Source organism: Arenibacter amylolyticus, from assembly GCF_002150785.1.
In the GTDB taxonomy this organism is placed as follows: domain Bacteria; phylum Bacteroidota; class Bacteroidia; order Flavobacteriales; family Flavobacteriaceae; genus Arenibacter; species Arenibacter amylolyticus.
Genome location: NZ_MTAZ01000038.1, coordinates 1 through 24,615 on the forward strand (window position 1 = coordinate 1; position 24,615 = coordinate 24,615).

The following is a 24,615-nucleotide window of genomic DNA, read 5'->3' on the forward strand; positions in this document are numbered from 1 at the left end:
GGGACGCATCCACCGGTCCCGCGTTAGGCATGCCCGCCGCTAGGCAGGGATTGCAGCGGCATCCCCGAAGCAAGGCTAGGGATACTGCAGAGAGCACGGCCCGACGAAGGAGGGAAACGCCCTAAAGGAAAATGAACTAATCCAAACTTAAGAGAAGAAGTTCCACACCAAACCAAAGCGAATCACAAAATCCCTATACGGATAGTTTGGCGCCGCATAGAATTTGTTTTCGGAAAACAAGGAGTTGAAGTGCTCTGCCTTTAGGAATACCCTGGTCTGTTGAATACGGGCATTGATGAAGAAATCTAACATTGGAAATCCTCCCAACTTCTCCGTATCTTGGGAATAGAATTCCCCCAGCACCGGGTTATAGGCGTCCATGGTATAGGCCGTAAAATACTTTAGGGTAACCCCCGTCTGAAAATACAATGCTTTTTTAAATCCAAAATTGGAATAGTACAAAGTATTCCTCGTTACAAACTCGGGCAGATTTAATACGGGGTTGGATTGGTTTACATTCTGATACATAATTGTATTATTCAGCGCAAATCCCTTCCACTTAAACTCCTTTTCATAATTCACCTTAAAAAGATCTACGTTCCCAGACTCCTGAAATGGCTTAATAAAGGCCTGCTCACTACCTTCTATCTCAGTTTCTGACGGGTCGGCAGCAAAATAGGTGTAGTTATTCAGGCTCGTGTAATTTGCCTTGAGATTACCCCAGGTTTTGGAATCTAGATCTAATTGAAACCCATTATTACCCACCTTCTTAAAATCGGATGTATGCTGCCAATTATAGTTACGGTAATCACTTTGGTATAACAAGAAGTTAAAGTTGGGCATCCTAGAGGAGGAGTGAATAGAAAACTTAAGCGCATGGTTTTCATTGATACGATAACTGGCAAAGGCGTCTAGGATGGTCCCAGAAAGATCTCCAGTAATGTTAGACTTTAGCGCCCCGTTCAGTTGAAAACCACCGATCTTTTTTACATATTTTGCCCCCACAGCAACTTCAGTCCCTTGCAACTGACTCTGAATCAACTGGTCATCCGTCTGCAAAACGGTATTAAAATAGTAATTGTACCGATAGAAGTCCACATGCCCTGTAAGCGCTCCCAGCGTTTTATTTGAAAACCGGGCACTCAGCTGATTATTGTAGGTCTTTAAATATACTTTATCCCCTATCTCGGACAGAAAGGCATCTCCAAAATATGGATTATTGGCAGTTTGCTTGTATTGGTAATATTTGGACTCATAATTAAACTCATGCCCCATGGTAAGTGCAGTAGTCCTTGCTTTTCCCGACTCGGATGGTTTTCCAAAGACCACATATTCATGGTCTAGGAAATACCGCTTTCCATGAAGTCGGTTATTAGCATTGGAAAACAAGACATCTAACCTAGACCGATCAGCAAAATCGGGATCATTGGATTCAAACTGCAATTCCTTATTGGCCAACCCGCCATTCTCTTCGGTTTCTAAGTTTTGGGTCGCAATATGAGCCCTTAAACTATAGCGCCCGTTTTGGGTAACATAATTGGTAGTGGCCTTAAAGTTTCCGGACGAGGCCTGACTGAATTGATATTTTCCCAACGATCTAAATCCCTTATAACCCAATGAAAAGTTAAGTCTTTCTGAAGTATTAAAGGTTAGTAATGCATCTAACAACTGTCCCTGTTCAAAGGTAGTTTTAAACATCAGGTCGGTCATTGGGGTAGCTACATTATAATAATCTACCTCCCTAGCCTCCAAATAATTAAAGTGCTTGGCTCTGGCTCCCAATCCCGGGTAGATATTGTTCACCTCTAAGTTAGCCCCCAACCTATTATAAGGCTGACCAACATTAGCGAAGGGCATTAGCTCAAAATCGTCCCTTCTTAAAAAGTTGTATTTGTATTCTTTCTGTATGGAAATCGTGGTATCCAAAAAGGTAGTATCTCTTTGGTAGTCTATAATCTTATAATCCTTAATTGTAATCTCCTGCACTTGGGTCCCAGGAGTACGTTTTGCTGGCAGCATTCTTTGTTGAACGCCCACAGGGGGCTCCCCCATTTTCCTAGGAGAAGGAATTGAATCTTCTTGAGCACTAATGGCCTGACTAAAAAATACTACTAAAAGCGTCAATATATATCTCATGCTGTGGACTTACGCCGACAAAGTTAATTTTTTTGTCCTTAACGAAATGCTAAACTTCAAAAAACAGGCAAACAACGCTTTATCTCCGTCAATACCCTTGGCCTGCACAATCGAAATCTACAGAACAATCTCCACATCAATAAACATGAGGAAAAGCAAAAAATCAACTGAAACCCTTCAGGACATCCCTCCCTCCTTAAGTTAAAAACACTTTCTACCCAACACTCCCCAATTGCCCAGCAATCCTTAGGAGACCCATCCGCTTAGAGGACCCAAACCGTTTCTTGAGAGGTTTTCGCCCCATAAACCTCATCCATTAATAGAAAAGCAGCCAATAACACCCATTGATTTTAAGTAGTATACTTCATTTCCTCCCTTTCAAGTTATGCAAACCTAATAATCCTTTTATAAATTTTTATATTTGGCCTTTTGCCCTACCACAAACAAATACTTTTGCTTTCTATATACAATGGAAAGCCACGGGCTTGATGACAAATTTACACGTGTACAATTAGCAAAGAACCCAAAATGTTACAACCATACTATACTACTTCTAGAGAAGCGGGCACCGATGAAGCTGGTAGAGGCTGCCTTGCTGGACCGGTAACTGCAGCAGCAGTAATACTGTCGCCCGATTATACCAACCCCATTCTTAACGACTCCAAACTCCTTACTGCAACCAAAAGAGATTTGGTAAGACCCCATATAGAAACCAATGCGTTGAGTTTTGGCATTGCACATATTCTCCCAGAGGAGATTGATAATATTAATATTTTGAACGCCTCGTTCTTGGCCATGCACCACGCCCTGGATCAATTGCAATTGCCGTTAGAATTTATTATTGTAGATGGCAACCGTTTTACTCCCTATAAAGACATCCCTCATACCTGTATTGTTAAAGGAGATGCCAAGTACCAGAGCATAGCAGCGGCATCGGTTTTGGCTAAAACCGCCAGAGACCAGTATATGGAAAAAATACATTTGGAATATCCTATGTACAACTGGAAGAAAAACAAAGGGTATCCCACTGCAGAGCATCGTGAGGCAATTAAGAAATACGGTATTACAAAATACCACAGAAAAACGTTCCGACTATAGTCGGGAAGACTAAAATGAGATATTTAAAAATTCTATTTTTACGTAAAGTTCTTTCTATGAAATTTAAATTAGCGATTGTAACCATCTTCTTGTTATTAGGATGTGCCAAAAAGTCTCGCACTACTTCCCCCTTATTAACCTATATACCCCACAACAGTGCGGTTATTATTAAGATAAACGATCTATCTTCCTTCTCCAGTAAATTGGACAAGAACCATCTTTTAAGCTCCTTCTCTTCTACCCATCCTTATTCCAGTATTGTAGAAAAGGTAAAACCCTTGGATTACCTACAAACCGACAAGGAGAGTATGCTGGCCTTTGTTGAACTGGGAAAAGAAAATTTTGAGGTCTTATATGCTGCGTATTATTCCGAAGACCTTTTTATGGTAGAGGACATAACCGATAAAAAGGTAGAGACCATTACCTATGAAGGGAAGACAATTGAGAAACATAATTTGGAAGGGAATACCTTCTACGCAACCAGAATTCAAGACAAAATAATAATCAGTTCGGCCAAGATGTTGCTAGAGAACCTACTTCGCAACAAAAATAATCTGGAGGTTAATCCTTCACTATACAAATTAAATCAGGCAATAAACACCCAAAGCAGTGCCAATATTTTTATTAATGCCAAGAAAAGTACCTCCCTTCTCAACAGCGTATTGGCCGAAGGAACACAGTGGGATATTTCCAATTTTACAGAATGGGTATCTTTGGATTTCAACTCCAACAAAGACCATGTTAAACTCAATGGAATAAATACGGCTAACGATTCTTTACCTAAGATAAGCGACCTATTTAGAAACACCCACGCACTTGTAAACAGAACACCAAACATGGCTCCTATGGCCTCCGACGCCATTTTATCCTTCACCTTTGATAACTATACCGCCTTTGCCCAAAATCAGAAAAAGCATTTGGATAGGTCTGTTGAAATTGACAAAACCTTTGATGCCGTTGAGGAAATCGGTCTAATTTATTTAAATAGCGACCTCTCCATCGTTTTACATACCAGCGGTTCCATGAAGATTCACGAGTTTTTAGACAATTTAAAAACCGGTTCTGAAGAATATCAAGGAAATGAGATTGTATCCCTCTCCAAGAATAATTTCCTCAATGCTTATTTTAACCCCCTGGTAAAGGGCTACCATGCCAACCACTACACAATTTTGGAGAATACCTTTGTTTTTGCCCGTTCTGCGGAAATGCTGAAAACAATCATTGCCAATTACAAGAACAGCAGCACTTTTAATAAGACGGCTACCTACAAAACGGCCCAGCAGCAGCTGGCAGATGAGTCTTCTATTCTCTTTATTTCCAACGCCAAAGGAGTAGAATATTTCCTAAACCGTTATTTTACCCAAAACTTGGCCAAGGAAATTAATACAAAAGAACTTTCCGAGTATTCTTTTGCAGCGCAAATGGTTGCCGAAGACCATTTTCACCACACTCATATTTTATTTCAAAAGATTGCACACGAAACCTCTTTGAACAAAACAACGCCTTTATATACACTTACCTTGGAAAGCGGGGTAGCTACCGTCCCTCAATTTGTAAAAAACCACTATACCAAGAAAGAGGAAATTGTAGTACAGGACCAAGAGAATACTTTATACCTAATCTCTACAGCGGGTAAAATTCTTTGGAAAAAACAGCTCTCTGGTAGAATTCAGGGTCGTATAGAACAGGTAGACCTCTACAAAAACGGTCGACTCCAATTAGCATTTACCACGGACAACCAATTTTTGATATTGGACCGAAACGGAAACGAAGTAGCACCCTTTTCATTTTCCTATAGCGGCGGCAACCTAGGTCCTCTATCGGTTTTTGATTACGATGGCAGAAGGGATTACCGTTTTGTAGTTTCGCAGGGCGATAAAATTTTCATGTACAATAGGCAGGGACAAATAGTGTCTGGTTTTAAATATAAAAAGGCAGACCGTCCTATATTAGGAAGGGCCAAGCACTTCCGGATTGGCAGAAAAGACTACCTGGTTTTTAAAGAAGAGGGAGGCAATTTAAAAATCCTTTCTAGAACAGGCCAAACTAGAGTCCCTGTAAAAGAAAAAATCACCTTTTCAGATAATGAGGTGCAACTTCATAACAAGAAGTTTACCGTGACGGATACGGAGGGCCGACTCTATCAAATAGATGAAAAAGGAAAAGTGAATACAGCCAATCTAGGGTTATTCCCAGATCACGGGATGGATGCCACTAGCAAAACCCTCGTTATAATGAACGACAACGAACTACAGATACGAGGAAAAAAGGTAACGCTGGAATTAGGGGTATACTCCAAACCCAGAATATTTTATCTTAACGACAAGATCTATGTCACGGTCACAGACATCCAAAATCAAAAGATCTATTTATTTGACAGTCAGGCCAAACCCATTTCCAACTTTCCCGTATCCGGAAGCTCTCAGATAGACCTCAGCGATATGGATAATGACCATAAGCTAGAGTTGGTTTCCAAAGACCAGGAAAACTCCATTATTGTATATAGAATTAATTAATTAGGGCCTGGGCTCTGGAGAAAACGCCTCCGCATCCCAGGCTTATAATTAAGCAACCTATTACTAGTAGCGATTTACAAGGCACTCACAAATTGGTCACCTTTCTGAAAATCCTCTAGGCACCTAATAAAATTTACCCACCTTAAGAATCTTGGTGTTTACTGGCAGGCACATCCCCTTTTTAGCCTATCTCTCCCTCATTCTTTGCGTGATACATCCTTACCGCAGTCACTAAAATCCACCCTCATCTTGATCTCCTCAAAAATTGAGCAAGGCAATTCTTACCTATAAATGCCATAGGAAACGGACCATTCTAATTTTATTGCAGATAATACAATAAAACATGCATTACATACAGTCTATTCTCATAAATCATTCTTATTCCTTAATTTTAAAAGAAAACGTTTTTTCAAAACAAACATATTTGGACCTATAAATCAATTAGTTATGACACTCACGAAAATAACCCCTAAGGCTTTGCTATGCGGTTTGCTTCTCTTTTCCTTCTCCCATGTTAGTCATGGTCAAATTTTAAAAAAATTGGGGAAAAGAGCCGAAAGGGCTGCCGAGCGTACCGTTGAAAGGCGCGTAGACAGGGAGGTAAGTAAAAAAACGGATCAAGCATTAGACAGTATTTTGGAGCCTGGAAGCAAGGGACCGGGCCCTGTATCTAATCCCCCTTCTGAAAGGGGTGAGCCAAACACCCCCAATCCAAACAATCAGGAAGGGACCATTACCAGCTCCACCAACATGGATGCTGGCAACAACGATTTAAAGTTTTACACCAACTACGACTTCGTAGCTGGGGACCGTGTACTAATCTACGACGATTTTTCGGTGGATAATATTGGTGACTTTCCTGCTAAATGGAATACCAATGGATCTGGGGAAGTGGTAACCCTAAACAATAGTCCGGGAAAATGGATGAAACTATCGGACAGGACCACCTACGTACCCGATATTCCCGAAATACTGCCCTCTGACTTTACCTTGGAGTTTGATATGATTACCTCGGGATTAGATAAAAAGGTAAGCTCCACCGCCCGTCTTAAAATATTACTGGATGATAACAATAGCCTGAAACAGGGAGCTGATTATGCTGAAGTTAGTATTCCGTTTGCTCAATATATTGATGCTGGGGTATATGTGAACAATCACTTCAATGGGCAAAATACATTGCGAAATTATGTGAAAAAAGACGTGCGAAACGACGTTTTACAACTGGCACATGTGGCTATTTCGGTTAACGGGCAGCGATTTCGGATGTGGATGAACGAACGCAAGCTGGTAGACCTTCCGCGATTTATTGAACCTGGATTGGTAAAATACGTCAAATTTCATTTAAGTAATATGCCCAGCGAAACCAAGGAGCAGTTTGTTTTCATCACCAATGTAAAGGTGGCAGAAGGGGGTGAAGACCTAAGGAGCAAACTTCTAAAAGAGGGGCAATTCTCCACTACAGGAATTTTATTTGATTCAGGGTCAGACAAAATTAAGCCTGAATCTTATGGTACCCTAAAAAAAATTGCCGATGTCCTACAACAAGAATCTGAAAGCAATATTAAAATCGTAGGCCATACGGATGCCGATGGTAGTGAGGCCACCAACCTAGAACTATCTAAACAAAGAGCCGCTTCAGTAAAAAATGCGCTGAGCAGCGATTTCGGGATATCGGAAAATCGCTTACAAACAGATGGAAAAGGGGAGGCCCAACCAGTTGGGGATAACAGCACTACTGCTGGCAAAGCCAAAAATAGAAGAGTAGAATTTATAAAAATATAAAAAAACCGCTACAGCCCTGTGTTACAGGGCCTATGCATAAACCTGGAATATTGACCTTAAAACCTTAAGCACAATGATTAAAAGAAATTGCATCGTATTAGTAGCCTTCTTAATTGCCTCCTTAGGCTTTTCACAGAACAATTGCAGTAAATTCTATCCCATGGAGGAAGGCGTAAGCTTTCAATATACCATGAGCAATAAAAAAGGCAAGCCGGAAGGAACCACAGATTATTCCATTACAGAGGTAACCAACTCAGGGGGCACTACCACCGCTACCATGAACATGAAATTCACCGATAATAAAGGGGAAGAAATCATGGTTTCCGATTTTAAAATAAGCTGTACGGGGCAGGGAATAAAAATAGATTACAATTCGCTAGTACCCTCCAAGATGATTGAACAATACACCGAAATGGGAATGGAAATGGATATTACCGGCACCGATATAAATATCCCCAACAACCTTAGTGTGGGGCAAGATCTAGACGATGCCAATGTAACCATAAACATTAAGATGACCGGGATGAATATGACTATGAAGGTAGATCAGATCAATAGGAAGGTAGTAAGTAAAGAAAGTGTAACAACCCCTGCCGGAACATTTGAATGTTACCTACTTACAGAAGACACCATTTCGGAGACCATGGGAGTAAAGCAAAATATGAGCACTAAATTATGGCTTGCCGAGGATGTAGGGATGGTTAAACAAGAAATCTACAATAAGAAAGGGGCTTTAACCAGCCATATGGAGCTTACCAAGTATAATAAATAACCCCAGAAGGGAACATTAATAGAAACCGAGTCGTTTTGCACTCGGTTTTTTTATTGCGAAACTTCAGTCTTTACCGCTTGAAACTCCGCTTCAAAAAGCGTGGAAAAATGTTTTAACAATTTTTCCTTCACCTCATCCATAGCCACCTCTTTAACTCCCAATTCTACGTTTAGGGAGGTCACCGCCTTGTCTTTAATACCACAGGGAATCATTAAATCGAAATACCCTAAATCGGTATTTACATTTAAAGCAAAACCGTGCATGGTCACCCAACGACTTGCACGCACTCCCATGGCACATATTTTTCGGGCCAAGGGCGTCCCTGCATCGATCCAAACTCCGGTTTCCCCCTTAGAACGCTCTCCCTTTATGCCATACTCTGCAAGGGTAAGGATAATCATATCCTCTAATAATCGCAGGTACTTATGGATATCAGTGAAAAAATTATCGAGATCTAGGATTGGATACCCCACCACCTGTCCGGGACCGTGGTAAGTAATATCCCCACCCCGGTTGATCTTGTAAAAACTGGCTTGCTTTTCTGCCAAATGAGCCTCATCTACCAAGAGATTGCCCATATTCCCACTCTTCCCCAGCGTATAGACATGAGGGTGCTCTACAAAGAGAAAATGATTAGGAGTTTCCAGTCCTGCATCCTCCCTGCGGTTCTTAATTTTCAAATCCAAAATAGATTGGAAAAGTGTTTCCTGATAGTCCCAAGTTTCCTTGTAATCTTTATGGCCTAAATCTTCTAAGAGAATCCTTTTGTTCATAAGGCAAAGATACAAACTCCACTTAAAAATAAAGTCCTAATTTGGATTGTTAAGTATGATCAAAGCCGCAACCACTCCAGGCACCCAACCACATAAGGTGAGAAGAAAAACAATTATAAATGACCCACAACCTTTATCAATAACTGATAGGGGCGGGAATATGATGGCCAACAGCACTCTAAAGCATCCCATTTACTTTTTGATTTTTGATTGATGTACCAATAGGACGAAATTAGGGGCCTATTGTTACAGTAAGTTGACAAAAATACAAACAGCCGTGGAACAATACTATTTACAGGATTGATAGATTAAGCCAGAGTAGCTATATTTGCATCCTTAATCATTATTGTATGCAACTTTCGGAACAAGAAGTAATCAGAAGAGAAAAACTTGGCAAGTTACGTGAACTAGGGATAGACCCCTATCCCGCGGCACTTTATCCTGTAAACAATACGTCCAGGACCATAAAGGAAAAATATGAAGAAGGCAAGAAGGTAGTTATTTCCGGAAGGCTTATGTCCCGTAGAATACAGGGAAAGGCCTCCTTCGCAGAATTGCAAGATAGCGAAGGCCGTATACAAGTATATTTTAACCGGGATGAGATTTGTACTGGGGAAGATAAAACCTTATATAATGAGGTCTACAAAAAACTATTGGATATTGGGGATATCATTGGGGTAGAAGGAACCCTATTCACTACCCAGGTGGGAGAAAAAACGGTGATGGTTAAGAACTACACGCTACTTAGCAAATCCCTACGTCCTTTACCACTTCCAAAAGTAGACGCAGAGGGTAACGTACACGACCAGTTTAACGACCCAGAGTTGCGCTACCGTCAACGTTATGTAGACTTGGTAGTTAACCCTAGCGTAAAGAACAACTTTATAAAGCGTACCAAGATCACCAATAGCATTCGTCAATTTTTCAACGATGCAGGATACCTGGAGGTAGAAACCCCAATTCTACAACCAATTCCAGGGGGTGCCGCGGCTCGTCCGTTTAAAACGCACCACAATGCCCTAAACATCCCCTTATATTTAAGGATTGCTAACGAATTATATCTTAAGAGATTAATCGTGGGCGGATTTGATGGCGTGTACGAGTTTGCAAAAGACTTTAGGAATGAAGGCATGGACCGCACCCATAATCCTGAATTTACGGTAATGGAACTATACGTAGCGTATAAGGATTACAATTGGATGATGGATATGACCGAGACGCTACTAGAAAAGGTAGCTATAGACTCTAATGGCACCTCAAAAGTTACGGTAGGAGAGCACCAAATTGAATTTAAAGCCCCCTACCCCAGAATTCCGATTCTTGAAGCTATTAAAACCCATACCGGTTATGATGTAGCTGGCATGGACGAGAATGAACTTAGGGAAGTGGCCAAAAAATTAAACCTAGAGGTAGATGAAACCATGGGTGTAGGAAAGCTGATTGATGAGATCTTTGGGGAAAAATGTGAGCATCATTATATACAGCCCACTTTTATTACCGATTACCCAAAGGAAATGAGCCCATTAACAAAGGAACATCGCAGCAACAAGGCCTTAACTGAACGATTTGAATTGATGGTAAACGGAAAGGAGTTGGCAAATGCCTACTCTGAGCTGAACGATCCCATTGACCAACGCGAACGATTTGAAGAGCAGCTTAAACTCTCAGAAAAAGGGGATGATGAGGCTATGTTTATAGACCAAGACTTTATTAGAGCTTTGGAATACGGGATGCCCCCTACCAGTGGTATAGGTATTGGTATAGATCGTTTGGTAATGCTAATGACCAATAACAGTTCTATACAGGAAGTACTTTTCTTCCCACAAATGCGCCCAGAGAAGAAGGAAGTAGAATTGAACGACGAAGAGAAGGGAATCTTATCCCTATTAAAACCATCTGGAACTTTGCCCTTACAAGAACTAAAGGAGCAGGCAGGATTGAGTGGTAAAAAATGGGACCGAGCTATGAAGGCCCTCGCCAAGCACGAACTTGTGAAAGTTACGACTGAGGGAGCTACAAAAATGGTTGTTTTAACAAAGTAACTTCCTAAGGGATTAGAACAACGCTCATGGCGTTGAACCTTTACTTATGTTTATATTTATTAAAAGGGCTGGGAATAATTTTCCAGCCCTTTTTGTATTACCACGCTCCAAAGTTTATCACCCCACAGTATCGGTATTCGTCCAGAAAAAAAGGACGGGACCATCATGGGGACGCCTTTACCATGTGGATAGCCGGAGGGGGTATAAAGAAGGGCGCCAGTTGGGGCCTTACGGACGAAATTGGTTTTTCTGCCTTGGAAGGTCAGGTTTCCGTACACGATATACATGCTACCATACTCCACCTCTTGGGCTTTAACCACGAACAGTTCACCTATGAATTCCAGGGGAGACCATTTAGGCTTACCGATGTGGAAGGCCAGGTGATCCATGAAATATTAGCATAAACAACCACAGCCCAACCAAAAAAACAACCCATGAATCCCATTAAAACTTTTGTAGTTCTTTTCCTTTGCACAATAACCCTCTCCCAGGCCCAAGAAAAAATAATGTTTTTTCAAACAGATTGGGGAAATAAGTTAACCTATGATGCCTTTTGTGAAAAGGCAAAAGCAGCTGGCTATGATGGAATAGAAACTTGGCTACCCTCTAACAACGCTGATCAAGGCCAATTAAAAGCAGCCTTGGCCAAACACCAACTTAAGCTGATTTTTTTACACGGCACCAATAAAGGTCTTCCCTTTAAAGAGAGCCTAGAACAGTATAAAACTGGTTTGGAAAAATTAATGAAATGGAATCCAACCCTCGTCAATTCTCATACTGGAAGTGATTTTTATAGTTTCGAGGAAAATCGTGCATTTATTAATGCTGCCACCACTATAAGCGAAAAATATAACATTCCGGTGGTTCATGAGACCCATAGGGGACGGTTTAGCTATAGCCTTCCTGAAACCAGCAAGTACCTATCACAATTACCCAATTTAAAGCTTACCTTGGATATTAGTCATTGGATGGTGGTACACGAATCCCTGCTAGAGGGAAAAGAGGAGTTGCTGAAACCGGTGATTAGTAGGTCGCACCACGTTCACGCTCGTATAGGCCATCCCCAAGGTCCACAAATAAGCGACCCAAAAGCGCCGGAATGGACACCTACCGTAGAAAGACATTTAGACCTCTGGGAGGAGATCATTAGAACAAGCTGGAAAGAAAACAAGGGTATATTTACAGTAACCACTGAGTTTGGTCCCCCAGATTATATGCCCACACTCCCTTATTCCAAAATCCCATTGACAGACCAATGGGAAGCCAACGTTTCTATGATGAAAGCTTTAAAAGAACGCCTAAAATTGAGGAGGTAAATAATGGATGTAATTCAACAATTAATAGGGCGTTTACACCCAATGGTTGTCCACTTACCTATTGGATTTATCATTACGGGTTTGTTGTTACAATGGATAGACCGCAAACAAGGCACCTTGAAACCCGTAATTGCCAAGGTATTCTTATGGGGTTTTATCGCAGCCATTGTGGCTAGTATTAGCGGATACTTACTTTACCTTAATGAGGGTTATGGGTTTAACACCATAAAGTTTCACTTGTGGGCGGGAATCGCCACTGCCCTTTTTTCTGGATTAATGTATTACCGCATTAAGGCACCCACTACCGTAGAGTTTTTAAGTCGCATACCCACTAGTCTCTTCTCCTATTCCTTATTATTTCTAATCTCCATAACCGGTCATCTTGGGGGGAGCATTACCCACGGATCGGATTACCTCGTGGAACCTTTACCAACAGCAATAAAAACTGCCTTGGGCATCGCTCCTAAAAACTACGAACTGCCCAGACTGGAGGAAGCGCTTTGGGAAGAATCAGATTTATACGCCCAAGTGGTACAACCCATCCTTAACAACCGATGTCTAAGCTGTCACAACCCCAAAAAAAGTAAGGGAGACTTACACCTGAATAATCCTGAAGGGATATTAAATGGTGGTGAGAACGGTGAGGTAATAAATTGCCACGATATAAAAAACAGCCCTTTGTATGCGCGACTCGTTTTGCCCATAGATCATGAGGACCATATGCCTCCCAAGGAAAAGTCACAATTATCTAAGGAAGAAATTGAAGTTATCAAGGCGTGGATAGAAACCGGACCATCTTTTGACAAAACAATTGGCGAATTAAAGCTTCCCAAGTCCTTGTTTACCGCCTTTTTCCCAAAGGACAGAGCCACCGATTATCCCGAACTAGAGGTAGCTGCCATTCCTACAGATACCATTAGGTTGATAAGAAGTTATGGCTTCCATATAGAACCAATAAGTGCGTCTAGTAACCTGATCCGTGTTTCCTGCATCAATAAACCAGATTTTATCGATGCTGATTTAAAACTACTAAGTTCGTTAAGCAAACAATTGGTAAACCTAGATGTAAGTAACACCCAGCTTACTGATGCTATTTTTGAGTCACTGACTAAATTTCCCAACCTCACTGTTTTAAAATTGAACCATACACAGATAACCGGGGAAAATATAGACAAATTACAATCTTTGGATTATTTAAAAACACTACACCTAACTCATACCAATTTTAGCGGCAAACATCTTTCCAGCCTTAACTCTTTTAAAGCGTTAAAGTCCGTTTTCCTTTATAATAGCAAGGTTGATCCAACAGAGTTCCAAAATCCACCAACTTCCAGCGACCTCCGTATAGATTATGGAAACTACCAACTGCCCAAAATAGCTGCAGACACCATTGTATATTAAAGATTGTGCATTGGCAGGGATACGGTTAAACCAAAGTGAATTACAAAAATATCATGAGAGGAATGGATAGCTCATACACTTATTACAAACTGCTTAAATTGTGAAACCAGGTCTTTTTTATGGCAGCTCCCCAACCTCAAAAAAATCATCCCTCAGGACATTTCCCAAAGAAAATCGCTGTAACATACTCACGAAAAACACGAATTCGATGCATTTTACGATACAAACCACCTCAGCCATCAAATTATTCCCATCAACCAAGGGTATTCATTGAAAATAAATCAATACCCCGGCTACATTTCCGGATTCTAAAATTAATTCAGTTCTTTGAAGGAATTGAATTTACAAAATAACATATAACTCAATCATGATTACAAATCGACTTCAAAAAATGCTATTTGCATTTTTGTTATTGGGCTTTATTACATCTACCGAAGCCCAAATTTTTAAAAGGAAATCCAAAAAAACAGAACAGGCCAGTGAGGCGGAAAAACCTAAAAAAGGGGATATTCAGCCATACGACAAAGTAATTACCAAGGAGGCCATTACGGATAAAGGTCTATTTGACGTGCACAAAGTGGACAGCAAATACTATTATGAAATTCCAGACAGCTTATTTTCCAAGGAGATGCTCATGGTGAGCAGGATTTCCAAAACGGCAAGCGGCATTGGTTTTGGGGGAGGAAAAATTAATACCAAAGTCCTCCGATGGGAGAAGCGAGACAAAAAGGTTTTGCTCCGCGTAGTTAGTCATGATGTAGTGGCATCGGACTCTCTCCCAATCCACGAAGCAGTAGTAAACTCTAATTTTGAGCCGGTTTTGTATGCATTCGATATTAAGGCGATCAACAAGAAGGATTCTACCAAATTGGCCACCGTTATTCAGGTAAACGACTTATTTGAGGAAGATGTAAAAGCCTTGGGAATGCCAGAATTTTACCGTAACCGGTACAAAGTATCTAGACTAGAAGGCTCTAGAAGCTATATTGAGTCCCTTAAAAGCTTTCCCTTGAACATAGAGGCCAGACATGTAAAAACATACGCTGCGGGCAATCCCCCTTCCAATGCCACCTTGGGTTCTATTTCCATTGAGATTAACAACTCCATGATTCTCTTGCCAGAAGAACCTATGAAACGACGCGCATTCGACTCTCGTGTTGGTTGGTTTACCAGTAGCCAAATAGATTATGGTCTCAACGCACAAGAAAGCAAGCGAGTTACCTATTTAGATCGTTGGAGATTAGAGGTAAAAGAGGAGGATATAGAAAAATTTAAACGTGGGGAATTGGTAGAACCCAAGAAGCCTATTGTTTATTATGTAGACCGGGCAACCCCGGAACATTGGGTCCCTTATATAAAGCAAGGAATTGAAGACTGGCAAGTAGCATTTGAGGCGGCGGGTTTTAAAAATGCCATTCTTGCTAAAGATCCTCCTACCATAGAGGAAGATCCGGAATGGTCTCCAGAAGATGTTAGGTATTCGGTAGTACGCTATTTAGCCTCTCCCATTCCCAATGCCAACGGTCCGCGAGTTAGCGATCCAAGAAGTGGGGAAATATTGGAGTCCGATATTAATTGGTACCACAACGTAATGTCCTTGCTAAGAAACTGGTTTTTTGTACAGACCGCAGCCATCAATCCGGATGCAAGGGGCGTAGCTTTTAAAGAAGAAGTAATGGGTCGTCTAATCCGCTTCGTATCCTCTCACGAAGTGGGGCACACCTTAGGCCTTCCCCATAATATGGGGAGTAGTGCCGCCTATCCGGTAGACTCCTTACGTTCTGCTACCTTTACACAGAAATACGGTACTGCACCTTCTATAATGGATTATGCCCGTTTTAATTACGTAGCTCAACCAGGGGATGAAGGAGTAGCGCTAATGCCTCAAATCGGTATTTATGACAAGTATGCTATCAATTGGGGATACCGTCCAATTTTGGACAAGTCCGAAACCGAGGAGAAAGAAATATTGGATAGCTGGATCCTAAAACATGCAGGAGACCCTCTATACCGATTTGGACATCAGCAAGTGGGAGATGTGGTAGACCCCAGTTCCCAAACAGAAGACTTAGGGGACGATGCCATTAAAGCAAGTACCTACGGGATAAATAACCTTAAGTTGATTGTTCCCCAATTAATAGAATGGACGGCAGAGGATGGCAAGGACTACAAGGATCTAAATGTTTTGTACGGGCAGGTTATTGCTCAATTCAACAGATATATGGGCCATGTTAGTAATAACATTGGAGGTGTTTACGAACATCAAAAAACGTACGACCAAGAGGGAGCAGTTTATACTCCAGTAGCCAAGGAGCATCAGCAAAATTGTATGATTTTCATCCAAGACCAGCTTTTTAAAACACCAGAGTGGTTAATAGACCCCAACATTTTCAATAAAATTGAGTATTCAGGTTCTGTAGAAAGGATTAGAAAAACGCAAGAAAGAACCTTAAACAATATTTTAAGCCTGGGCCGAATGGCAAGGCTGCTAGAAAATGAGGCGATTAACGGCAAGGAGGCGTATAGTCTGTTAAATATGATGAACGACCTAAGAAAGGGAATCTGGTCCGAATTGAGAAGAGGCAATAGTATAGACATCTATAGAAGAAACCTACAAAAGGCGCATATAGATCGTTTGGCTTATTTGATGACGGCAGAAAGCGAGGCCAAACAATCCGAAATGGGCGGCTACCGTAAATCTACCGCTATCAACACAAGCCAATCGGATATCCGCTCCATTGCTAGGGCCCAGTTAAATGTTTTAAAGCGAGATATAAACAATGCCATTGCACGTACCTCCGATCCCATGAGCAAGTATCACTTGCAGGATGCGGTAACGAGGATAAACCAAATCTTGGAACCTAAATAATAAAGTAGGAACCACCTTATTAAAGTAGGCTAGGGCATTATTTTACCCTAGCCTACTTTTTTTATAAGTTCTACCTTATCCATAGCTTATAGGATCAAAGAAGGTACCATCGTTAAAGATTATTAAAGGTTGTTATCAATTGCCATGGTGTTGATGTTATTTCCTACATTTACAGCTGTAATAAAATCCCATATCAGTGTCTTATAAAATTAAAAGCCTGCTTTATTTTATCTGTTTCTTAGCTGCCTCTGTCTTTTACTACTATTTAGACGTAGAAAATGAGCCGCCCCCTCCTACCCAGTCGGTTGAAATACCTAAAGAAAATAAAGACACTATACTCCCTGATGAGCATATTAAAAAACCATTTGAAACCCTGGAAAAAACTTAATTCTATAATATCCTAATTTCTAAACCGATCCAAGGTAGACATACACCACAAGAAAGCTTGGTTTCACAACAATGACTCGTACATTCCCAAAGGTTCTCTTAAATTAGAAGCACTAAACAACGCCCTAAACCTATGAACTACAGAGTTAAAAGTTTAGTCTACCTAATCGGCTTCATTTTTTCGGCTTTGGTAGGCACCTACCTCCAGGAAGATTCCCATACAGTTACGGAAGAACTTACCACAGAACATGTTGAGAAAATAGACCAAACTATTGTTAGTTTAGAAAAACAGAGCTAATCCCTCTTTCTTTCAACAACATAGAGTGTAAGTCGCCAGCAACTACCAAAGACAGTATTTTGCACTTGGTTTAGTAGGCCCGTTTACCTAGGTTGTCAGTTCTTGGGCTACTATTTCCTAAGCTCAACACCCCCTTCCCTATTTATATCACAGGCAGGAACTACTTCCAACAATATTATTAACAACACCCTAAGAAACCTTCCTATACATTTTAATAATTAGGTGAAAATCCCCAGCAATCATTTCCAAATCTTATAAAAACAAGATGTTTTCCTAGTCTAACCTCCATAAAAATAAGATACGAGATTAAACCAATTGTTGTTTCAGCTGTCCTACTAGTAAACCCATAAATTTTTAAAGGATGAAAAAATTAGTTTTTACCATGGTATTTCTACTTGGCTTTACCGCTATTGCGCAAACGGGAAACCGAAAGGGAATGAAGGATTTAACTCCCCAGCAAATGGCAACCCTGCAAACCAAAAAAATGACCTTGGCGCTAGATTTAACCGATGCCCAACAAGCACAGATTCAAAAGTTAAATTTAGAAAATGTTACCGCGCGCGTGGAGCGAAGAAAGGAGATGCAAGCCAAAAGAGAAAGTGGAGAGATAAAACCTCTTAGTTCGGAACAGCGCTATGAGCTTAGAGTAGCGCATTTGGATCATCAGATTGCGCAGAGGCAACAGCTTCAAAAAATACTATCTAAGGAACAATTTATAGTTTGGAACAAAATCAATACTAAAAGGAAATCCCATAGAATGGCAAACGCCAAAAAGGCACGCTATGCAAGAAGGCATTAACCATATAATAAAAGGGATATCCGCTCCCTAGTTCCTTTCTCATGTTAAGGAAAAAACTAGGGTGTGGATATCCCCTAATACACTAAACCTGGATGATGAACATTCAGTTTAGGTTTATCATCCAGACTACTCCTATTGTTTTAAATCGTCCACAATATTGGAAAGAGCCGCAATAGTGGCATCCAGATCTTCGTACGTAAGTGCATCATTCAAGAAATAGCTTTCAAATGCACTTGGCGGTAGGTAAACGCCCTCTCTCAACATTCCGTGAAAATACTTTTTAAAGGTATCATTGTTCCCTTTAACAGAGCTTTCAAAATCTACCACCGGCTCATCCGTAAAATGTATGGATATCATGGAGCCAAATCTATTTTTTTGAAAGGGAATATTGTTATCTGTCAACACCTTAGCCAAGCCAGCTCCTAAGTATTTAGTTTTATCCGCCAGACTTCTAAAGATCGCCGGATTGTTGTTTAGTTCGGTCAACATGGCTAATCCGGCACTCATTGCCAAGGGGTTTCCACTTAGGGTACCTGCCTGATACACCGGACCATCGGGAGCCAAGTAGCTCATAATTTCATCCCTGGCTGCAAAAGCACCTACGGGCAATCCGCCACCTATAACCTTACCAAAGGTTACAATATCTGCATCTATACCCAAAACTTCCTGTGCACCTCCCTTTGCCAATCTAAATCCGGTCATCACCTCATCAAAAATCAACAGTATCCCTTCTTGGGTACAAAGGTCACGCAATCCTTTAATAAAACTTTCATCTGGAATAATACATCCCATATTTCCAGCTACTGGCTCAAGGATTACGGCGGCAATTTCCCCCTTATTGGCAACTACTAAAGATTTTACGCTTTCCAAATTGTTGTAGATGGCCAAAAGAGTATCCTTGGCAGTTCCTTGAGTAACCCCCGGGCTATTGGGACTTCCAAAGGTAACCGCTCCACTACCTGCTTGTATTAGGAAGGCATCTGAATGCCCGTGGTAACAGCCCGCAAATTTTATAATCTTATCCTTTCCGGTAAAGCCTCTGGCCAGCCTTACGGCACTCATACAAGCCTCGGTTCCACTATTTACAAATCGGATTTTATCTATATTGGGCACCATGGAAACCGCCAATTCCGCTAATTTGGTTTCTATTTCTGTAGGCATCCCAAAGGAAGTACCTTTTTTAGCTTTTTCTATTACCGCATTAATAACAGGTTCGTGGGCATGTCCCAAAATTAGTGGACCCCATGAAGCTATATAGTCAATTAATCGGTTCCCATCCTCATCGTACAAATAAGCTCCTTTGGCCTCCTTAACAAATATGGGTTCTCCTCCTACTGCCTTAAATGCTCTAACCGGGGAATTTACCCCTCCAGGAATAACTTTTTGCGCATCGGCAAACAAGGCACTACTTCTTTTATATCTCATATTTATTTATTTTTTTACAGCTTTTACAGTGATTTTTTGGCCTACCGCCAAATTACTGTTCTTCAAATTATTCATTTCCATCAGTTCCGGAACAGAAATAAAATACCTCCTGGAAATGGAATACAGGGTATCTCCTTTTTGTACCACATAGGTTGTAAGCCTGTACTCCTGTGGTTCCTTTTTCACTATTCTCCCAGACTTTATCACCTCCTTATCATACTTATACAGTTCGTATCGCTCTATAAGGGAAATTAATTTTTCCGGGTATTTTCTATCTGTGGCATAACCAGCTTGTCTTAGGCCTTTTGCCCAACCCTTGTAGTCGTCGTGATCTAAATTGAACAAAAAGGCATAGCGCGCTCGGGAGGATAGAAATATACTTCTATCCCTAAAAGAGTACATAGGGTGGTTGTATTTCCTAAAACACTCCCCTTTCTCATCGTCGTCGTGAAAATCATAATCGCCATTCCAACCCGTGTGGCACTTTATGCCAAAATGGTTATTTGTTCTTTGGGTAAGATTCCCTCTACCCGCTCCGCTCTCTAATATTCCCTGCGCCAGGGTAATACTGGCAGGGATGCCATAAGCTTTCATCTCAAAGCGCGCTATCTCCGAAAAAGTCGTGATATATTCTTCCACCGAATTCACTGGAAATTGCACAAACTTCCCCGTATCCTCCGGAAGTGGATACAACACATTCCCCTGCTCCCTTTGTTCTTTTTCTGGCGCTTTTTCCGCAGGCTTTTCTACAGTTCTCTCTATTGGCTTCTTCGATGGGGCAACTCGCTTTTTAGTGCCACAAGCGATCATTAAAAATCCAAAAACAAGTATTGTTATTATTCTTCTTATCATACTTCAATCAATGGTTGCTGTCTTTTCTTTAATTTTATATTCATTCCTTCAATCCCCTGTAAACCACCTGTATGCACCACTAAAACAGACGCTCCAGGTCTAAAATAGTCCTGCTTCACCAAATCCAGTACCCCATACAACAGTTTTCCGGTATAAATAGGATCGGTAGGAATACCGGTTTCCCGCTTAAACCAGTTAATAAACGCTATAAGCTGTGGGGATACCTTGGCATAACCGCCAAAGTGATAATTGGTCTTTAATTCCCAATTATCCCTGGAGACAAAACTACGAATATCTTTTCTTAGAAAATCACCTTTAAGGGATGCTAAACCCAATACCGTTTGGTTCTTGCTAGAGGAATTAATGATACCGGCCATGGTACCTCCTGTCCCAACACTACAACAAACGTAATGGTACTCAAGGTCTCGCTCGCTCAATATTTCTTCGCAGCCTTTTATAGCCAAGGCATTGGTTCCCCCTTCCGGGACCAGATAAAATGGCCCCATGGTATCCTGGAGTTTTTGCAAATAGTCTGGGTTAGTCTTATCCCTATACTGCTCCCTGGAAATAAACATAAAGTCCATTCCATTTTTACTGGCTTGCAGCAGCGTAGGGTTATTATTATAATTCCCTTGTAATTCAGCGCCCCTTATAATCCCAATGGTACGGAGGCCTACCTCTTTTCCGGCATAGGCAGTGGCAGCAATATGGTTAGAAAAGGCCCCTCCAAAAGTCACCAAGGTGCGATGCCCCAATTGTTGGGCTTCTAGCAGATTGTATTTTAACTTGCGGAATTTATTCCCGGAAATATAGGGATGAATCAAGTCTTCCCTTTTTACAATTAGGGAAACCTGTTTTTCTTTTAATAGGGGAAGTTCTACATGTTGATGTATACCCGACACAATTATCGCTTTTCAGCCCAAAGATATTTAATAAAACTATACGGTCTTCGTTGTTGCAGATAATGTGGGTTGGATTCATTTTGGTAGGCCTCCCTTTCAAAACTGATGTTCCTATACGCCGTATAAGCATCGAAGTATATAAAAAACCGGATAAGGCCCTCCAGGAAGTATAAAAAATAAAAGGGAAGAATCAATAATTCCTTTTGCTGCCGTAGGTGAATCTTTTCATGATTAATGAGAACGACATCCTTTATAAGAGCTCGATTCTTGAGTATGATAAAAGGCCAGACCGATAATCCTACATAGTCCTTATAAAAAAGATGTTTAAACACAATAACCATAAAGCGAAATCTAACTTATATAAAGATAACGGTCCTTAATTCAATAATGTGCGCTTTTCGATTTAAAACTAGCTAAATAAGATAAAAAACCAAAAAGCAAGCTAGTAGAAACCCAAATAGCCTCAAAGAATGGGACTCTCAGCCCTCTTTTCAATTAAATCCCATAAATTTACAGCAATGAAAAAAATAATACCCATAGAGGAAGGGGATTTTTATCTCTCTGAAGAAGGCTATAAAGTGTTCACAAAACAATACCTCTTAAAGCGTGGATATTGTTGCGAAAGTGGTTGTAGACATTGCCCTTACGGCTACAATCCCAAGACGGCGAGAAGAAAGTAACTCCTATTCCATTCGGCATGATATTTGTGATATCCTATTGTGAAGTTTAATGAATACGAATTAAAAAAAATAGTTATGAAAAATATCAAATTACTATTTGCTCCCCTTTTCGCCATCCTACTTTTGGCGTCCTGTTCTTCGGTGCAAGTGCTGACCGATTACGATAGAGAGGCAAATTTCAACAATTTTAAGACCTTTGCATTTTACAAAACTGGCATAGACAAGGCCCAAATTTCGGACCTTGACAAGAAAAGAATACTCAAAGCTATTGATGCTGAAATGAGCGCTCGAGGTTTTGTAAAATCTAATGAACCAGACATCTTAATCAGTATTTTCACTAAGGAAAGACAGCAGGTAGATGTATATAGTAATTATTGGGGCGCAGGATATTATGGCTGGGGATGGAATCCGTATTTCTGGGGAGGCCCATACAACCATGGTAATGTGAGCACCAGAACGGAAGGCTCCTTATACATAGATATTATAGATGCCAAAAACAAGGAACTAGTATGGCAGGGAAGAGGAGTTGGCAGCTTGCACAATATTAAAAACATTGAAAAGAAGGAGGCACGTATTAGAGAGTTTGTTGCCGAAATCCTACAAGCCTATCCACCGGGATCGGAAAGCAAATAAGGAGGTAGGCAAAAGCACACTTTTATAGCTTTCTATAATGTATTCATAAAGAGCGACACCCAATTATGTAAGGCCTTTTCCAGTTTTCTGGAAAGCCCACGCCCCAAAAGGAATTCCCACTTCCTTTTGGGGCTGCTTTTTTGTATATTTAGTTGATTTGTAAAACCTGCATCCATGTCGTACAAAAGCAACTATATATTGGATAAGCTGCCCCAGCATTTAAAGCAGTATATAAAGCCTCAAAACTATGAGGAATACACTCCTATTAACCAAGCAGTCTGGCGCTATGTAATGCGAAAAAATGTTGACTACCTTAGTAAGGTTGCGCATAAAAGCTATGTAGACGGTCTCCGAAAAACAGGTATTGCCATAGACCATATTCCCAATATGTATGGAATGAACCGGATCTTGAAAGATATCGGATGGGCTGCGGTAGCCGTAGACGGATTTATTCCTCCCAGTGCATTTATGGAGTTCCAAGCTTACAATATTTTGGTAATTGCCTCCGACATTAGGCAGTTAGAGCATATAGAATACACCCCAGCCCCAGATATCATTCATGAAGGTGCCGGGCATGCTCCCATCATCGCCAATCCAGAATATGCAGAATACCTAAGGAGGTTTGGAGAGATTGGCAGCAAGGCCATTTCCAGTAGAAAAGATTATGAGCTCTATGAAGCGGTAAGACACCTTTCTATCATAAAGGAGGCCGAAGGCACACCCCAGGAACTGATAACAAAAGCAGAGAAAAAAATTGAGGATCTCCAACAGAATATGGGGGAGCCTAGCGAAATGGCGCTTATCAGAAACCTACACTGGTGGACGGTAGAATACGGGCTGATAGGCACCTTGGAGAACCCAAAAATTTATGGCGCCGGCCTTTTATCTTCTATTGGCGAGAGTGCTTGGTGTATGACAGACAAGGTTAAGAAACTCCCTTACTCCATTGAAGCAGTCCACACCTCTTTTGACATTACCCAGCCGCAACCACAATTATTTGTCACACCAGATTTTGCCTACCTCAACCAAGTTCTGGAAGAGTTTGCCAATACCATGGCCCTTCGGAAAGGTGGCCTAAGCGGATTGGAGAAACTGGTAGAATCTAAAGAATTGGGGACCGTGGAATTAAGCACAGGTATACAAATTTCCGGGAAATTTGATAATACCATTGCCCATGAAGGGAAGCCCATCTATTTCTCTACCAAAGGCAAAACCGCACTGTCTTATAGAGGTAAGGAATTAATAGGACATGGGACAAGGCATTATCCCAAGGGGTTTGGCTCTCCAGTTGGAAAATTAAAAGGAATCAATATTGCTATTGAGGATATGAGTCCAAGAGACCTAAAAGCCTATAATATTTACGAAGGTGAAACTGTGCTTCTTGAATTTGTGGGTGGCGTAACCATAAGTGGGGAAATAATAACTGGCACGCGAAACCTAAAGGGTGAAATTATCTTGATTACTTTTTCCAACTGCACCGTAAAATACCAGGACCAAATTCTTTTCCACCCAGCACAGGGGCTTTACAATATGGCCGTAGGGCAAACCATTGATTCCGTATTTAACGGCCCTGCAGACCTTTCTAGTTTCGATTTAATTACCCATACCATTTCGGACACCACCATAAAGTCAACCCCAACCAAGTGGCGACTGCAACTGGAGGAGCTTTATCGGCAGGTTAGGGAATACCGGGAAAGGAAAAACACCAACATCTCCAGAAATAAGGTATTTCAAGAATTGGTAAACAACCATCCCGATGATTGGCTACTATCCGTGGAGTTGTATGAATTGGCAAAAAATAACGGCGACCACGCCTTTGCCGATAGGATTGTAAATCACCTTGAGAAGGTAAAACGAAACAAACCCAAGGTAGGCCGCTTAATTGATGACGGCCTGGAATTGGTGGATAAAAATTTAGTAATTTAGGCGCTTTC

At 41.0% G+C, this 24,615-nt stretch carries 21 protein-coding genes; 15 read left to right on the forward strand and 6 right to left on the reverse strand.

What is annotated here, in order from left to right:
• Window positions 1–147: 147 nt before the first annotated feature.
• Window positions 148–2,136, reverse strand: coding sequence for a putative porin (locus BV214_RS12895; protein ID WP_086477927.1), 1,989 nt, complete (start codon window positions 2,134–2,136; stop codon window positions 148–150).
• A 528-nt stretch (window positions 2,137–2,664) separates the two neighbouring features.
• On the opposite strand from BV214_RS12895, the gene BV214_RS12900 reads away from it, so the two are divergent.
• From BV214_RS12900 to BV214_RS12915, 4 genes are all read left to right on the forward strand, one after another.
• Entirely contained in the window at window positions 2,665–3,234 is a 570-nt protein-coding gene (locus tag BV214_RS12900) for a ribonuclease HII (RefSeq protein ID WP_086477928.1), read from the forward strand.
• Window positions 3,235–3,290: 56 nt separating this feature from the next.
• Window positions 3,291–5,750: a DUF3352 domain-containing protein gene (locus BV214_RS12905; protein WP_086477929.1), complete on the forward strand. Its 2,460-nt coding sequence runs from the start codon at window positions 3,291–3,293 to the stop codon at window positions 5,748–5,750.
• Window positions 5,751–6,197: 447 nt separating this feature from the next.
• Window positions 6,198–7,532 (forward strand): OmpA family protein, encoded by a 1,335-nt coding sequence (locus BV214_RS12910; protein WP_086477930.1) that lies wholly within the window; start codon window positions 6,198–6,200, stop codon window positions 7,530–7,532.
• A gap of 73 nt (window positions 7,533–7,605) precedes the next feature.
• The gene (locus BV214_RS12915; protein ID WP_086477931.1) at window positions 7,606–8,304 is read left to right on the forward strand and encodes a TapB family protein; all 699 of its coding nucleotides are present in this window, start codon (window positions 7,606–7,608) and stop codon (window positions 8,302–8,304) included.
• 50 nt (window positions 8,305–8,354) lie between these two features.
• On the opposite strand, the gene lipB is transcribed toward BV214_RS12915, so the two are convergent.
• Together lipB and BV214_RS12925 are read right to left on the reverse strand one after the other, a co-directional pair.
• Window positions 8,355–9,077 carry a lipoyl(octanoyl) transferase LipB gene (gene lipB, locus BV214_RS12920; RefSeq protein WP_086477932.1) on the reverse strand — a complete coding sequence of 241 codons (723 nt, stop codon included), beginning with the start codon at window positions 9,075–9,077 and terminating at the stop codon, window positions 8,355–8,357.
• 36 nt (window positions 9,078–9,113) lie between these two features.
• On the reverse strand, window positions 9,114–9,269 hold the full coding sequence (locus tag BV214_RS12925) for a YqaE/Pmp3 family membrane protein (RefSeq protein ID WP_086477933.1): 156 nt from the start codon (window positions 9,267–9,269) through the stop codon (window positions 9,114–9,116).
• A gap of 158 nt (window positions 9,270–9,427) precedes the next feature.
• Here BV214_RS12925 and lysS point away from each other — a divergent pair, with 158 nt between their 5' ends.
• From lysS to BV214_RS12960, 8 genes are all read left to right on the forward strand, one after another.
• On the forward strand, window positions 9,428–11,119 hold the full coding sequence (lysS, locus tag BV214_RS12930) for a lysine--tRNA ligase (RefSeq protein WP_086477934.1): 1,692 nt from the start codon (window positions 9,428–9,430) through the stop codon (window positions 11,117–11,119).
• Window positions 11,120–11,145: 26 nt separating this feature from the next.
• Window positions 11,146–11,523, forward strand: coding sequence for a DUF1501 domain-containing protein (locus BV214_RS12935; protein WP_245806793.1), 378 nt, complete (start codon window positions 11,146–11,148; stop codon window positions 11,521–11,523).
• Window positions 11,524–11,553: 30 nt separating this feature from the next.
• Window positions 11,554–12,435 (forward strand): sugar phosphate isomerase/epimerase family protein, encoded by an 882-nt coding sequence (locus tag BV214_RS12940; RefSeq protein WP_223883399.1) that lies wholly within the window; start codon window positions 11,554–11,556, stop codon window positions 12,433–12,435.
• 3 nt (window positions 12,436–12,438) lie between these two features.
• Window positions 12,439–13,836, forward strand: coding sequence for a c-type cytochrome domain-containing protein (locus BV214_RS12945; RefSeq protein WP_086477935.1), 1,398 nt, complete (start codon window positions 12,439–12,441; stop codon window positions 13,834–13,836).
• Window positions 13,837–14,203: 367 nt separating this feature from the next.
• Window positions 14,204–16,705 (forward strand): zinc-dependent metalloprotease, encoded by a 2,502-nt coding sequence (locus BV214_RS12950; protein WP_086477936.1) that lies wholly within the window; start codon window positions 14,204–14,206, stop codon window positions 16,703–16,705.
• Between the two features lie 196 nt (window positions 16,706–16,901).
• The gene (locus tag BV214_RS12955) at window positions 16,902–17,093 is read left to right on the forward strand and encodes a hypothetical protein (protein WP_086477937.1); all 192 of its coding nucleotides are present in this window, start codon (window positions 16,902–16,904) and stop codon (window positions 17,091–17,093) included.
• Window positions 17,094–17,225: 132 nt separating this feature from the next.
• Window positions 17,226–17,390, forward strand: coding sequence for a hypothetical protein (locus tag BV214_RS16820; RefSeq protein WP_176328518.1), 165 nt, complete (start codon window positions 17,226–17,228; stop codon window positions 17,388–17,390).
• 361 nt (window positions 17,391–17,751) lie between these two features.
• Window positions 17,752–18,189: a DUF4890 domain-containing protein gene (locus tag BV214_RS12960; RefSeq protein ID WP_086477938.1), complete on the forward strand. Its 438-nt coding sequence runs from the start codon at window positions 17,752–17,754 to the stop codon at window positions 18,187–18,189.
• Between the two features lie 132 nt (window positions 18,190–18,321).
• On the opposite strand, the gene hemL is transcribed toward BV214_RS12960, so the two are convergent.
• The 3 genes from hemL to BV214_RS12975 are packed head-to-tail and all read right to left on the reverse strand — an operon-like array spanning window position 18,322 to window position 21,368.
• On the reverse strand, window positions 18,322–19,614 hold the full coding sequence (gene hemL, locus BV214_RS12965) for a glutamate-1-semialdehyde 2,1-aminomutase (protein WP_086477939.1): 1,293 nt from the start codon (window positions 19,612–19,614) through the stop codon (window positions 18,322–18,324).
• Between the two features lie 6 nt (window positions 19,615–19,620).
• A complete protein-coding gene (locus BV214_RS12970) occupies window positions 19,621–20,466 on the reverse strand; it encodes a glucosaminidase domain-containing protein (protein ID WP_086477940.1) in 846 nt (281 codons plus the stop codon).
• Window positions 20,463–21,368 (reverse strand): 1-aminocyclopropane-1-carboxylate deaminase/D-cysteine desulfhydrase, encoded by a 906-nt coding sequence (locus BV214_RS12975; protein ID WP_086477941.1) that lies wholly within the window; start codon window positions 21,366–21,368, stop codon window positions 20,463–20,465. The genes BV214_RS12970 and BV214_RS12975 overlap by 4 nt, the downstream gene beginning before the upstream one ends.
• 518 nt (window positions 21,369–21,886) lie before the next feature.
• Between BV214_RS12975 and BV214_RS16825 the strand changes: the two genes are divergently transcribed.
• From BV214_RS16825 to BV214_RS12990, 3 genes are all read left to right on the forward strand, one after another.
• Window positions 21,887–22,048, forward strand: a complete 162-nt coding sequence (locus BV214_RS16825) for a DUF5522 domain-containing protein (protein ID WP_176328519.1) — start codon at window positions 21,887–21,889, stop codon at window positions 22,046–22,048.
• 75 nt (window positions 22,049–22,123) lie between these two features.
• The gene (locus BV214_RS12985; RefSeq protein ID WP_086477976.1) at window positions 22,124–22,681 is read left to right on the forward strand and encodes a DUF4136 domain-containing protein; all 558 of its coding nucleotides are present in this window, start codon (window positions 22,124–22,126) and stop codon (window positions 22,679–22,681) included.
• Window positions 22,682–22,855: 174 nt separating this feature from the next.
• Complete coding sequence (locus BV214_RS12990) at window positions 22,856–24,607, forward strand: aromatic amino acid hydroxylase (RefSeq protein WP_086477943.1); 1,752 nt, start codon at window positions 22,856–22,858, stop codon at window positions 24,605–24,607.
• The last annotated feature ends 8 nt before the right edge of the window (window positions 24,608–24,615 follow it).